The following is a 13420-nucleotide window of genomic DNA, read 5'->3' as shown; positions in this document are numbered from 1 at the left end:
CGTTCAGCAACCACAGGAGGAGATTGAAAAATGTACCATGGCGATATTTCGAGCAGCAACGACACCGTCGGTGTTGCCGTCGTCAACTACAAGATGCCGCGGCTGCATTCGCGTGAGGAAGTGCTCGCTAATGCCCGCAAGATCGCCGACATGGTGGAAGGTATGAAGCGCGGCCTGCCCGGCATGGATCTGGTGATCTTCCCGGAATATTCCACGCACGGCATCATGTATGACCAGAAGGAGATGTACGAGACCGCTTCCGCTGTCCCTGGCGAGGAGACCAAAATTTTCGCCGAGGCCTGCAAGAAGGCGCGTGTGTGGGGTGTGTTCTCGCTGACCGGCGAGCGCCATGAAGAGCACCCCAACAAGGCGCCCTACAACACGCTGATCCTGATGAACGACAAGGGCGAGATCGTTCAGAAATACCGCAAGATCATGCCCTGGGTGCCGATCGAGGGCTGGTATCCCGGTGACTGCACCTATGTCTCCGAAGGCCCGAAGGGCCTGAAGATCTCGCTCATCATCTGCGACGACGGCAATTATCCCGAAATCTGGCGCGACTGCGCCATGCGCGGGGCGGAGCTGATCATCCGCTGCCAGGGTTATATGTACCCAGCCAAGGAACAGCAGATCTTGATCTCGAAATCGATGGCCTGGGCCAACAATGTCTATGTCGCGGTTGCCAACGCCGCCGGCTTCGACGGCGTCTATTCCTATTTCGGCCATTCGGCGATCATCGGCTTCGATGGCCGCACGCTCGGCGAATGCGGCACCGAGGAGAATGGCATCCAGTATGCCCAGCTGTCGACCTCACTGCTGCGCGACGCGCGCCGCAACATGCAATCGCAGAACCATCTCTTCAAACTGCTGCACCGCGGTTACACCGGCCTCATCAACTCCGGTGACGACACTCGCGGTCATGCTGCATGTCCGTACAACTTCTACCATCAGTGGATCACCGATCCGGAAGGCACGCGCGAAAAGGTAGAGGCAATGACCCGTCAGACGGTCGGCACGCCGGAAAGCCCGATCGATGGCATCCCGAACAAGGTGGCGGCGCACCGCTGAACGGCGCGGCCACTGGCGTGTCGCGGCCACCTCGAGCGTCGCGCGTCCTCTTGGACGCGCAAGGGACGCTCCAGCACGTTGGGTGGGCGCATGATCCTTTCCGGAAATCGTTCCGATTTCGGGGTCATGCGCCAGGGGCTGCGGCACGTTTGGCCCAGGTTTTTACTCCGCCGGCACTTCACGGTGGCTTCGTCGCCGTTCATCCCGCTGCTCTTCAAAGGAAGGATGAGGGGAATTGACCGACATTGTATCGAGGTTGGAAATGCATAGTACAAGCGGCGCCAAATCGGCTCACAATCCCGCGCTCGACGATTTCAGGATCATCCAAGAACCGTATTACCGCTCCGTCGGGCATGAAGTCGCGCTGTTCGAGGCTGCTTATGGCGCGCGCATGCCGGTCATGCTCAAGGGGCCGACCGGCTGCGGCAAGACCCGTTTCGTCGAACACATGGCATGGCGGCTGAAGCGACCGCTGGTCACTGTTTCCTGCCATGAGGACATGACCGCTTCCGACCTTGTCGGGCGCTACCTGCTCGATGCCGACGGCACGGTCTGGCATGACGGACCGTTGACGCTCGCTGTCCGCTCCGGCGCGATCTGCTATCTCGACGAGATCGTCGAGGCCAGGCAGGACACCACAGTCGTCATCCATTCCCTGACCGACGACCGTCGCATCCTGCCGCTCGAAAAGAAGAACGAGGTACTGAAGGCGCATCCTGACTTCCAGCTCGTCATCTCCTACAACCCCGGCTACCAGAGTGTGCTGAAGGACCTGAAGGAATCAACCAAGCAGCGTTTCGCAGCGATCGCCTTCACCTATCCGGATGCCGCGATCGAGGCGGAGATCGTGGTCTCGGAAGCCGGCGTCAAACGACCCGTCGCGGAGACGCTGGTGCGGATCGCGCAGCGCTCGCGCAATCTTAAAGGCCATGGCCTGGAGGAGGGCGCCTCGACACGCATGTTGATCAACGCCGGTCATCTCGTAGCCGGCGGCATCACGCTCGACCAGGCCTGTGAGGTGGCGCTGGTGCTGCCGATCACCGACGATGCCGACATGCGCGACGCGCTCACCGCCGCGATCGCCGCCTGCCTCTGAAGCGATGATCGCCCAGTCGATGCAATCGGACGAGGCCATACGTTCCGCCTTTCCAGGTGATCTCTACGATGCCTGGGGCGATGTTTGCCGCCGCCTTGCCGGTGCCGGTTATGGCGATGTCGTTACCGACAGCTATCTCAATCACGCACCCGAACTGGCGCGATTGGCCTCGCCGCAGGCCGCGATTGCGCTTGCCGCGATCGTCTCAGGCCTGGCGATCAGGGCCGGCCGTCGCGCAGCCGCCTTGGCTCCGGTCGCCGCGATCACCGCCGCAAAGCACTACACAGATGCCGCCTCGCTGCAAGAATGGCTGCGGCTCGTCGAGCAGGTCGGCGATCAGGCGCCGGAATCGGCGGCGGCGCTGCTCGACCAGACCGCCAACCTAGTCGCGCGCCTTGACGCCCGAGCGCTGGCTTCCTGGGTCAGGATCGGGCTGCGCTCGAGCAATGGCGAGCCTGAACGACGCCTGCGCTTCTTCACGCTGGAAGACCCCAATGCGCGGCGCTGGCTGCTGCGCGAAAGTGGCGAGGTCGGGTTTCTCGATCTGGAATCGAGGCTGAAACCTTATCTTGCGGCCTTGTGGGGCGAGACGCCGCCGATGCGCGAGACGCCGGCCAACGCGCCGGAACAGGCGCGGCGTCGTCCGGGATTCGACGGCAGCGTCCTCAGGTTGCCCGCCGCCTATCCCGGATTTTCGGGCAGTGACGGCGAAAAGCTCTACCGCGCCGCCGTCGCCCATATCGGTGCTCATCTCAGATTCTCGCGCGAGCGCTTCCCGGTCGGCGGGTTGAAGCCGGCCCAGATCGCGCTGGTTTCGTTGATCGAGGACGCCAGGGTCGAGCAGTTGGCCACGCGCGAACTTCCCGGTCTTCGCCGCCTATTCACGCCTTTCCATGCGGCCGAACCATCCGGCACCGCCACCGCGCCCGGGCTGTTCGCGCGGCTGGCGCGGGCCCTTGCCGATCCGGCATATGACGATCCCGATCCCTGGGTGCAGAAAGGCCGCCGCGCCTTCTTCGAGGCCGAGGCCGATTGGGGTGGACAGCAGATCAGCCGCCGCATCGGCGACCTGCTCGGCAACGATCTCGGCCAGATGCGGGTACAGTTCGATCCGAAGAACTATGTCGTGCAGCCGCCCTATCGCGACGACAATCTCGGCCTCTGGGATTTCGGCGACGACGACCAGCAACAATCGTCGGAAGCCGAGCAGGTGCTGTCTTCGGCGCGTATTCGGGAAGAGCAGGACGACAGCCGCCCGCCCGATCGCACCGAAACGGAAATGGGCGACACTGGCGGGCGTGTCGAGGTGATCGAGCAGGCGCACGATGGTGTGCTCATTGCCCGTTATCCCGAATATGACTATGTCACCGGGCGCGAGCAGCCGGAGTGGACTTCGGTCAAGGAATACACGCCGAAAGCCGCAGCCAACGGCCCCGTCGCCCGGTTGCGCGAAGAGCATGCCGATCTCGTCGCGCGGGTGACGGCGCTGATCCGCTCCGCCCGTGTCAGCCGCGCAGAGCGCCTGCGCCGCCAGCCGGAAGGCGAATTCCTCGACATGGACGCCTGCATCGAGGCGACGGTCGCCCGCCGCATCGGCGAGGCTGCCGATCACCGAATACATGGCCGTTACGAGCGGCGCAGCCGTGACCTGTCGGTGCTACTTCTGCTCGACATTTCGCAGTCGACGGCCGAAAAGGTGCGCGGCTCAACGCGCTCGGTGCTGGATGTCGAGCGCCAGTCGGCAGCCTTGCTGGCACGGGCGATGGCGGGATTGGGCGATCCCTTCGCCATTGCCGCCTTCTGCTCCGACAAGCGCGACGACGTGCACTACTTCCGGATCAAGGATTTCAGCCGCGCCTACGACGATTTTGTCGATGCGCGGCTGGACGGTCTTGAAAGCGGGCTCTCCACCCGCATCGGTGCCGCCATGCGCCATGCCGGCGCCGACCTCGCCCGCCAACGCAGCTATCGCCGGCTGCTTCTGGTTGTCACCGACGGCGAGCCATCCGACCTCGATGTCGAGGACCGGCTTTACCTGGTCGAGGATGCCCGCAAGGCCGTCCATCACCTCAACCGCTTCGGCATCGATACGTTCTGTGTCGGGTTGGAGTCGAACGCGGAGTCCTATCTCGGCCGCATCTTCGGCCAGCGCAATGCGATCACCATCGCGGCGGTCGAGCGGCTCACCGATCTGTTGCCGAAACTCTATCTGACAATTGCAAGATAGGCTCGCATTCTCCGATGAGGCGGCAGGAATTCGCCGGCGCTGGTACGCGATTCCCAGTGTTGGTCCGGTAAACACTACAACGTTCCTAGCGGCGCCAGACGAATTCCTTGCGCTGAGCCCGGCGCTTCCGGTTGCACTCGATGTCGTCCGACTCACCTTTGTCGTGTTCAACAAGGTAGGGTGGGGTTTTGCGGCGTTTCTGCCCGCTTTCGTTTTGCTGAAAGCATGGGCGAGTGTCGTTCGTCTTGGTTGCCACATTTCAACTGCGCGTTTTACAGTGCGATCAACGCAACCAAGGTACGGGTGCTCGCTGCGGTTCACGAACACGCAGGGGAGCAGTGCGGCGCCATCGCATTGATTAGGAGGTCGCATCTGCCCCTGTAGGGGCAGTACAAAAACTGTTCCGCAGACACCCAGCTTTATCAACCAAAGATTACTACGGCTGATTTGATGGTGGTTTCGCCGCCCGGATATAAGCAGTTTCGTGATTGTCGTTGGGCCCTCAACTCCCGCACGCTGTATAGAATGCATGCGTCCAGATTGATGCCGCGCACCGCGCCACATTCTTTGTGGAAGATCAATTGCGTGCGATTCTGACAGTATCCATGACGGTAAAGGTTAATTCCGCGCTCTTTCAATCCCTTGATGATCGGCTACTTAACTCTCCAATTGATAATGGAGCGGGAATGACGGATAAAAACGGCGGCGTTAGCGTCCCTTCAGCGGCGATTTGTGCTGCTGCGCCGCTGCCATTTCGTCTGTTTCTGACTCTCGTTGAGCGGCATTGGCTTCCTTCTCAAAACTTGCACCTCCGATTTGTGAGTAGCCCCTGAGCAAAATAAAGCGGCTTCAAAGGGTCAGGGAAGTCCAGCGTAGAATAGCGTGCGCATAGGCGAGTCTGCTTTGCGCCCTCAAATTCAGTTATGGAAGACTACCATCTGCGTTCCCGAAGTGGATGCAACAAAAAAGCGCACCGCTCGGGCAACGGTTAGATGTGTTTATACCGGCCCCGAAAAATGCGTGGCTTTCATATTCCATACCGGCCGCCAACCTACATGCGCTTGGAGCACCTATCAGGCCTAGTCCGTCCATCGTCGAATGATTTGAGACGATTTGGACTTTTGAAGAGAGGCGTTTTCGGCGCAGTTTGCGGGTTGATTTAGAGCACGACTCGATCTGATGGAATCGGGATTCCTAGATCAGTGCTGAGGTGAGTCTAGTTATGTGTCGGAAGGAGGCCGGTAGATATGTCGAAAGCCTTATCGGTTGATCTGCGGGAACCTGTGCTGGCATGTGTTGCGGCGGCGCGACGCGCCGGGAAGCTGCGGTTGGTTCGGAGTAAGCGCAGCGAGCGTGAGCCATTGGCGAGCGCGTGAGCGTGAACAGAGTGAGGATCGTTCGAACGTGCTCGGCGGCGACCGTCGATCCGGCTGCATTGATGTTCATCGGCAGCGAGCATTGCGGTGCTTGGGACGGGGCGGACCGATCCATCTAGGAGGTAGGGCAGGTGCTTAAGGCACAGGGCCTGAAGTTCAGTTCCGGCACGCTACGACACTTCTTCGTGCTGTGCGATCCCCCAAAAAAGACCGCCCACGTGGCAGAGCAAAGTTGCCCGATATCATGAAGCGCGTCAGGATAGGTGCCTAGTCCGACGGCCAACTCGATCTCGATCTGGAACGACTTGTGCTCATCGATGAGACATGGGCCTAGAGCAACAGGGCATGTCGCTATCGCCACTGCCCCTCGGCAGTCGACATGTCGAACTGGTTGTCTTCGCGCGACGATTTTGGTGTGATGTGGTTCTTTGCGAGCGGCGCGTTGTTCGCGGACAATTGATGGCAACATCCTGGCTCGCTACTGGCGACGTACCCAGTGACTTGAGACGATGCCCACCATTTTGGTATAGCTCTGGAAGGCAGCCCGCCTTCAGCTTTGCCAATCGTCTCATGACGCCGGTGAGCATCCACGCAGTGTTGCGGTTGGTTCGTCGACGTGTCGCCGGTCTGAATGACGAGCTCTCCGTTCACAGCCTAGAACGGACTTGTCACGGCAATGATGGGCAGGGTCGAGGCGCCGTAGGAAGCGCTGCGCTCGCCAAGATCGCTGAGAAGCAGCCGCCTTTGCCGCCCCAGACGGACCGAGGGCCGCATTTCGCCGACGCGATCGAAAAGCCTTGCTAGCAGTTGTCTTGGCGCGGCTCCACCGAGCACGATCATTTCGGGATCGAGCAGATTCTCAACGGTGACGAGTGCCAGCGAGAGCGCGCGAGCAGCGCTAGCCAGCCAGGCCTCCTGCGCCGCCTCGGACGCTCCGTCTGGCTGCGTAGCCTGGAATTGCCGCAACGAGGAAAGCGACAGGTACTGCCCAAGGCATCCACTGTTGCCGCAATAGCAGCGCGGCCCGGTGGGGTCGACGATCAGATGACCGAACTCGCCCGCATTGCCGCTCTCGCCGCGATAGGGCTCGCCCTTCATCACAATGCCGCCGCCAACACCTTCGCCGACGAACACATAGAAGAAATGGTTGACCTCGCGCGCCACACCGTTGAGCCGCTCACCAAGCGCGGCGGCAGTGGCATCGTTCTCGAGGAAGACATCGACGCCAATACGCGTCGTCAGCGTTTCGACAAGTGAACGCGTCTGCAGCGCCGCTATGGCGCCGGGGGTCGGTATCCCCGGCCAGATTGCGTCGAATGGCCCCGGCGTGACAAGGCCAAGCCCAAGGCTGCGGCCCGCGCCGTATTTTTCGGCGAGACCTTCATAGAGCGCAGCGAGGAATTCCAGCAGTTCTTCCGGTTCCTCGCCTTGTATCTCACCCTGGCCGCTGGCAACCACCTCGCCTCCAAGGTCGGAAACGACGAAGTCGTAGCCGCGCGTGTCGACGCGCAGGCCAACCGCGTAGCCGCCTTCCCGGGCGATCTCGATCTCGATCGGCGGTTGACCGCGGGCGGATTTGCGTCGCCCGGCTTCCCGCACCAGCCCAGAGTCAAGCAGATCCTGGATGATGCCGGCGATGGCTGGCGGCGTGAGCCCGGTGGCGCGCGCCAACTCCGCTCGCGAAAGGCTTCCGCGCAAACGCAATTCATGCAGCATCAGCCGCCGATTGCGGCGGCGGACATCGGAAGCGTTGCTGGCCGGCAGGTTGGCTGGAGATTCAAGCACAAACCAACGCTAGCAGATTATATTAAATTAACAAACTTTATTTATTGACAGTGCCTGTTTTTGCCCCTTATCTTGCCCTCGGATCGCATGGCCGGCGGCAAATCCCGCCGCGACGATTGCGATGGAGGATGCGGCTGCCGCGTGCGAGCCGCGGAGGAGCCGCATGACCGAAGTCCCATCTCGCAAAAGCCCGGGTGGCTCGCATGCCGCGCTGTTGTCGCGCTATGCGCTGGTGATCATTTTCGTTCTTGTCGTCGTCGTCGCCGCGCTCGCGGTACCAAACTTCGCGACCTGGGCGAACATTGCCAACGTATTGCAGCGCAATTCCATCATCGGCATCGTCGCATGCGGCATGCTTTTGATGATCGTGCTTGGCGGTTTTGACCTTTCCGTCGGCGCGGTAGGCGCCATGGCCTCGGTCGTGGCCGCAGCCATGATCGTGCATGTTTCGGGGCCTCTCGGAATTGTCGCCGCGCTGGCGCTCGGCGCCGTTGTCGGCCTGTTCAATGGCTTCTGCATCGCCAAGATCGGCATCAATCCGTTCGTGGCGACCCTCGGGACACAGGTGCTGGTCACGGGCCTGCTCTTTATCGGCACGGCCGCTCAGCCGGTCTATGGCGTGCCGGAGGCCTTTACGGTACTCGGGCTCGGCCGCATCGGGCCGATCCCGATCCCGACCATTATCTTTGCGGCGATCGCCTGCCTGACTTGGGCGATCCTGCGCTTTACCACTTTCGGCCACCACATCTACGCGGTTGGCGGCAACAAGGTCGCGGCTCGGCTCGCCGGCATCAATGTCGACCGGGTGACACTCGCCACCTACGCGCTTGGCGGCCTGTTCGCGGCAATCGCTGGCGTGGTTCTGCTTGGGCAGACCGGTATCGGCCAGCCCGCAAGTGCTGCCGACTGGCCTCTCGCGGCAATCGCTGCCGTCGTGGTTGGCGGCGTACCGCTCAGCGGCGGCGTCGGCAATGTGGGCGGCGCCGTGCTTGGCACGCTGCTCCTTGGTGTCGTCGCCAACGCACTCAATCTGCTGGGCATTTCGCCCTACTGGCAACCAGCAGTCACCGGCGCCGTCATCCTCGTGGCGGTGGGTTTCGACAGTTATCAGCGCAAGCGCCGGGAATTGCGCTGAAACGACTCACGACGACAAACAACCTGTGAGCAAGGGGAACGACATGAAGAAACATTTTTCCCGCCGTACCGTTCTGAACGCTGCGGTCGCCATACTTGCCCTCGGATTCGCCATCGACGGTCAGTCCGCGATGGCCGCCGAGCGCAAGATCGGCATGATGATCTGGAACACTTCGGTTCCGTTCTATTCGAACCTCATCAAGGGCGCTCAGGATACCGCCAAGGACCTTGGCGTATCGCTGGACCTGCAGAGCGGCAATGGCGACCTGTCGACCGAAATCTCGGTCGTGCAGCAGTTCATCGCGCAGAAAGTCGATCTCATCCTGGTCACGCCGAGCAATGCCAAGGGCATCGTACCTGTCATCAAGCAGGCGAACGAGGCCGGCATTCCCGTCATTGCCGTCAACAACCGTGTCGATACGAGTTCCGGCGCCAAGATCGCAACCTTCGTCGGCGTGGACGACGTCGCTTTTGGACGTCAGCAAGGCGAGCTTTTGGCCAAGGCGATCGGAGGCAAGGGCAAGGTCGCCTATATCCTCGGCAAGCTCGGCACATCCTCGCAGATCGACCGCAAGGCCGGCCTGATGGAAACCTTGAAGAAATACCCCGACATTAAGATCGTCGAGGAACAGTCGGCCGACTGGGACAATGCCAAGGCATTGGCTGTCACCCAGGACTTCCTGAGCCGCTACCAGCCCGGTTCGCTGGAAGCGATCATCGACCAGGGGCCGGAAGGTGTAAATGGCGCCAGCTTCACCAGGCAGAGCGGACGCACCGACGTCAAGTTCATCCTGGGCGATTACCCGGCCGATGTGCGCGGCGCGATTCAGGCCGGCACGGTCTATGGCACCGTCAACCAGGATCCGGCGCCGCAGGGCGTAACCGGCGTGAAGGACGCGGTCAAACTGCTCGACGGAAAAACAGCCGAAGTGCCTTCCCCTGATCACTTCCTCGATCTGCCGATCGTGACCAAGGACAATGTGGAGCAGTTTCCTCCGGCCTGGGGCGGCTGATTCCGCGATCCAGCCGCACCTGCCTGCCTCCGCCGCGGCAGGCTCGCGCAAGTGCGATAGCGAGCCTGCCGCGATCAACAGCAAAGATGCGCAATCATGCTTCTTGAAATGACCGACATCCGCAAAAGCTTCGCGGGAAGCACCGTGCTTCATGGTGTGTCGTTCAAGCTTGCCAAGGGCGAGATCCATGCCCTTGTCGGCCATAATGGTGCGGGCAAGAGCACGCTGATGAAGGTGCTGGGCGGGCTTTACGCAGATCACGGTGGCACAATTGCCATTGCCGGCAAGACAGTCGCGCTGGCGACGCCGCGAGAGGCGCATGAACATGGCGTGGCCACCATCTACCAGGATTTCGCGCTGGTTCCCGATTTCACGGTCGCTGAGAACATAGCGCTGGGGCGCGAACCGCGCGGTGCTATGGCCGGCCTCGTCTCCCACGCGGCGTTGCGGGAGCGCTCGTTGCGCGAAGCGGCGGCCCTCGGCATCGAACTGCCCATGGATACGCCGGTGTGCAAGCTTGGCGTTGCCGCGCAACAACTGACCGAGATCGTGCGGGCATTGTCACAGAACGCCAGCATCCTCATCATGGACGAACCCACAGCCAGGCTCGCCCCCGCCGAGCGAGAGCATCTTTTCAGCCTGATGCGTCGCATGACCGCTGGCGGCATGGGTGTCATCTACATCAGCCATTTCCTCGACGAGGTAATCGAGGTCGCAGACCGTGTCACCGTACTTCGCGACGGTAGGGTCGTCGAAAGTGGCCCATCTTCCAGCTTCACGGTGGACAGCCTGGCGGCCCTGCTTGTCGGCGATGCAAAAGCCGCACCCCAACCGATTTCTTCCACATTGGGACAACGCGGAGCGGTGCGCCTCAAGCTAGAGAACTTCTCGGTCTCGGGGCGGCGGCCATTTTCCCTTGAGCTGCGCGCTGGCGAGATTGTTGGCCTCGCCGGCCTGATCGGATCGGGACGATCGCGCATAGCGCGCGCGCTGATCGGCGACGTCGAAAGCCACGGCATCATGAAGCTCGAGGGGCAGGCATTGCCCCGTCTCGATCCCGTCAGCGCGGGGCGACATGGCCTCGTTCTCGTACCGGAAGACCGCAACACGAACGGGCTGGTCCTGACCGGGTCGATACGCGCCAACATCGAACTTACGGCGCTCGCGCCGCTGATGTCGCGCCTGGGCGTGGTGCGCCGCGCAATGCGGCGGCAGGCTGTTGCCCAGGCGCTTCGGCGCTTCCATGTCAGGCCGGCGGAGCCGGAGCGAAATGTCGCAACGCTAAGCGGCGGCAACGCCCAGAAAGTACTATTGGCACGCGCGGCGACCGCCGAACCGCGAGTGCTCGTCCTCGACCAGCCGACGGCGGGTGTCGACGTGGGCGCCAAGGCCGAACTTCACCTCCAGATTCGATCGCTCGCGCAAGCTGGTGCAGCGGTGCTTTTGATCTCCGACGATCTGGACGAAATCCTCGCACTGTCCGATCTCGTTGCGATCGTGCAGGCCGGCACGGTGACCGAAATCGAGGATGGACGCGACCTCGATCGCGCGCGGCTGCTCGCGGCGATGAGCAGAAGCGCCGAGGCGTCCTCGCGGGCCACGACGGTCCACTAACTCCTCCTTCCTTGGCATAGGACGATACGATGATGGACCTGAGCGTCGGGGTGAAAATCTATGACAACGACTGGTTCCTGAAGCATGGGATGGAAATCGAGGCGGCCGCCGATCTGTTGCGGTCGATGGGCATTACCTATGTGATCACCCAAAGCCGCTATCTGCCGATGCAGGACACGGCTGTTGAAAGTGCCGTTCGCGGCCATGACCGAGCGCGCTACGCCGCGCAGGACGACCTGGCGTTTCGCAATGCGCTGAAGGACCGGGGCATCTCCTATTTCGGCTGCCTCAACATCTGTTTCGACCCCGCCTACACCCGCCGGAACCCGGATCTTTTGCCCATCGATCAGCATGGCAACCGGGCTGTCCAGGAGGACTGGTATGTCGGGATGGCGCCGGATCGCGAGGAGAACCTGGCTCACAAGATCGGCCTGCTCGAGACGGCCGTCCGCGAATTGCAGCCTGAGGGCATCCATCTCGGCTTCATCCGCTGGCCCGGCTTCTGGGAGACCTGGCTGCCGGACATGCAGCGCGCTTCCAAGCCTGATTACAGCTATGCGCCCGATACGCTGCGGCGTTTTCGCGACGAAACCGGCGCCGACATCCCGGTCGATCAGCCAATACAGGCAGCCCAGAGGATCGCTAGCCACTATCGCGAGGCCTGGCGCGACTGGAAGTGCGGCGTTACGGTTTCCGCCATTGGCGGCATACGCAGCGCCGTGCGCGCCATCAAACCCGACACCGAGATTGCCATCAATACGTTGCCGTTCTTTCGCACCGACTTCGACGATGCCGTGACCGAAGTGTTCGGCCAAGATGTCAGCCGTCTCGATGCCGTCGTCGATGTCTTCGAGGTGATGGCCTACCACCAGATTCTACGCCGCGACAGCGCCTGGCCGGCGAGGATAGCCTCGGACATCAAGCAGCGCGGCAAGGCGCGCGCGATCTGCACCTTGCAGGCAAAGGCCATCTATCTCGACGGCATACACGCAGGCCATGGCCGGGCCGATGACATCAGCGCCGAGGAGTTTTCGGATGCGGTCGGACGACTGGAGGCGAGCCCGGTCGACGGTGTTTGCGTCTTCACCCTGTCGCAGTTGATCGAGCGTAGCGAGACAGCCGACGGGAAGGCGATGATCGCGCGCCTGCGAAACTTCCGGCAGGCATAATTATCAGGCTTTGATGCTGGACTGATTTGAACTAGCTGGGCTATGCCATGGCCAGATCCCAGAATGCCTTGACCAGCTTGCCGCTGGCGCGTTCGCGCAGGCATATCAATGCCTCGTCCATCAGCACTTCCGGGGCGTCGATCTGGATCGGCTTCAATCTCCCGTCATAACCGAACTCGGCCCGGGTCACGAAGCCGACACCGGCACCCGACGCCACGATCTCGCGTATGGCTTCGCGTCCTTCGGCCTCGATCGCGGGCTTCAAATCCACGCGCATTTCGGCAGCAAGCGCCTCCAGCTTGAAGCGGGTTTTGGATCCGCGTTCGCGCAGGACGAGGGGGTGCGCGACAATGTCGGCAAGCGCCAGCTTCTTCGCGCTTGCCAGCGGGTGATTGTGGGCAACAAAGGCGATGATCGGGGACGAGTTGAGTTTCAGGATCTGGAAATCGGAACTTTCCGGGATTTCCCCAAGCACGCCCATATCGGCTTCATAGGCATATAGCCCGGCGATCACGGTTTCCGTGTTGCCTGCGCGCAGCGATACCTGCACACCCGGATATTTCGCCCGAAAGGCTGCCAGCACGTGCAGCAGATGGTGCGCGGCATCCGCGATGATCCGCAGTGTGCCGGCCCGCAACGCGCGCGATTCCGAAAGCAGATCGTTGGCCTGTTGCTCGCTGTCGAACATGCGGTGGGTGATCTCGAGCAGCCGCTCGCCTTGGGCGGTCAGCGTCACCTGCTTCTTGTGACGGTTGAAGAGCAGTACGTCATATTCTTCCTCCAGCTTGCGCACCTGGTCCGAAATCGCCGGCTGGGTCAGGAACAGGCTCTCGGCGGCGCGCGAGAAACCGCCGCAGATGGCGACATAGTGAAAAGCTCGCAATTGCACGTATCGCATCGCATCATTCCATAAGAATGGCCAATGAAATCATAGAAAC

At 61.7% G+C, this 13420-nt stretch carries 9 protein-coding genes; 7 read left to right on the top strand and 2 right to left on the bottom strand.

The window, feature by feature from the left end; genetic code table 11:
• The first annotated feature begins 30 nt into the window (after nucleotides 1-30).
• From QFZ88_RS07475 to QFZ88_RS07465, 3 genes are all read left to right on the top strand, one after another.
• Nucleotides 31-1068, top strand: coding sequence for an aliphatic amidase (locus tag QFZ88_RS07475; RefSeq protein ID WP_024925616.1), 1038 nt, complete (start codon nucleotides 31-33; stop codon nucleotides 1066-1068).
• A gap of 262 nt (nucleotides 1069-1330) precedes the next feature.
• Complete coding sequence (locus QFZ88_RS07470; protein WP_024925615.1) at nucleotides 1331-2164, top strand: CbbQ/NirQ/NorQ/GpvN family protein; 834 nt, start codon at nucleotides 1331-1333, stop codon at nucleotides 2162-2164.
• Nucleotides 2165-2168: 4 nt separating this feature from the next.
• The gene (locus QFZ88_RS07465; RefSeq protein WP_024925614.1) at nucleotides 2169-4391 is read left to right on the top strand and encodes a nitric oxide reductase activation protein NorD; all 2223 of its coding nucleotides are present in this window, start codon (nucleotides 2169-2171) and stop codon (nucleotides 4389-4391) included.
• Between the two features lie 2030 nt (nucleotides 4392-6421).
• On the opposite strand, the gene QFZ88_RS07460 is transcribed toward QFZ88_RS07465, so the two are convergent.
• A complete protein-coding gene (locus QFZ88_RS07460; RefSeq protein WP_024925613.1) occupies nucleotides 6422-7552 on the bottom strand; it encodes an ROK family transcriptional regulator in 1131 nt (376 codons plus the stop codon).
• Between the two features lie 163 nt (nucleotides 7553-7715).
• Between QFZ88_RS07460 and QFZ88_RS07455 the strand changes: the two genes are divergently transcribed.
• The 4 genes from QFZ88_RS07455 to QFZ88_RS07440 all read left to right on the top strand — a co-directional run bounded on the left by QFZ88_RS07455 (nucleotide 7716) and on the right by QFZ88_RS07440 (nucleotide 12482).
• The gene (locus QFZ88_RS07455; RefSeq protein WP_024925612.1) at nucleotides 7716-8687 is read left to right on the top strand and encodes an ABC transporter permease; all 972 of its coding nucleotides are present in this window, start codon (nucleotides 7716-7718) and stop codon (nucleotides 8685-8687) included.
• A 43-nt stretch (nucleotides 8688-8730) separates the two neighbouring features.
• Complete coding sequence (locus tag QFZ88_RS07450) at nucleotides 8731-9699, top strand: sugar ABC transporter substrate-binding protein (protein ID WP_024925611.1); 969 nt, start codon at nucleotides 8731-8733, stop codon at nucleotides 9697-9699.
• 96 nt (nucleotides 9700-9795) lie between these two features.
• Nucleotides 9796-11313: a sugar ABC transporter ATP-binding protein gene (locus QFZ88_RS07445; protein ID WP_024925610.1), complete on the top strand. Its 1518-nt coding sequence runs from the start codon at nucleotides 9796-9798 to the stop codon at nucleotides 11311-11313.
• A gap of 29 nt (nucleotides 11314-11342) precedes the next feature.
• The gene (locus QFZ88_RS07440) at nucleotides 11343-12482 is read left to right on the top strand and encodes a hypothetical protein (RefSeq protein ID WP_024925609.1); all 1140 of its coding nucleotides are present in this window, start codon (nucleotides 11343-11345) and stop codon (nucleotides 12480-12482) included.
• A gap of 40 nt (nucleotides 12483-12522) precedes the next feature.
• Here the strand turns inward: QFZ88_RS07440 and QFZ88_RS07435 are convergent, their stop codons facing one another.
• Nucleotides 12523-13380 (bottom strand): LysR substrate-binding domain-containing protein, encoded by an 858-nt coding sequence (locus tag QFZ88_RS07435; RefSeq protein ID WP_024925608.1) that lies wholly within the window; start codon nucleotides 13378-13380, stop codon nucleotides 12523-12525.
• Nucleotides 13381-13420: the final 40 nt, after the last annotated feature.

Origin of the sequence: Mesorhizobium sp. YL-MeA3-2017 (assembly GCF_030814575.1) — a bacterium.
GTDB classification, from domain to species: domain Bacteria; phylum Pseudomonadota; class Alphaproteobacteria; order Rhizobiales; family Rhizobiaceae; genus Mesorhizobium; species Mesorhizobium terrae.
The sequence above is the reverse complement of the archived record's forward strand: the minus strand, read 5'-3'. Positions and strand labels throughout refer to the sequence as shown.

Coding starts and splice junctions, on each gene's coding strand:
- QFZ88_RS07475 (WP_024925616.1), top strand. CDS start 31: ATGTACCATGGCGATATTTCGAGCAGCAACGACACCGTCGGTGTTGCC.
- QFZ88_RS07470 (WP_024925615.1), top strand. CDS start 1,331: ATGCATAGTACAAGCGGCGCCAAATCGGCTCACAATCCCGCGCTCGAC.
- QFZ88_RS07465 (WP_024925614.1), top strand. CDS start 2,169: ATGATCGCCCAGTCGATGCAATCGGACGAGGCCATACGTTCCGCCTTT.
- QFZ88_RS07455 (WP_024925612.1), top strand. CDS start 7,716: ATGACCGAAGTCCCATCTCGCAAAAGCCCGGGTGGCTCGCATGCCGCG.
- QFZ88_RS07450 (WP_024925611.1), top strand. CDS start 8,731: ATGAAGAAACATTTTTCCCGCCGTACCGTTCTGAACGCTGCGGTCGCC.
- QFZ88_RS07445 (WP_024925610.1), top strand. CDS start 9,796: ATGCTTCTTGAAATGACCGACATCCGCAAAAGCTTCGCGGGAAGCACC.
- QFZ88_RS07440 (WP_024925609.1), top strand. CDS start 11,343: ATGATGGACCTGAGCGTCGGGGTGAAAATCTATGACAACGACTGGTTC.
- QFZ88_RS07435 (WP_024925608.1), bottom strand. CDS start 13,380: ATGCGATACGTGCAATTGCGAGCTTTTCACTATGTCGCCATCTGCGGC.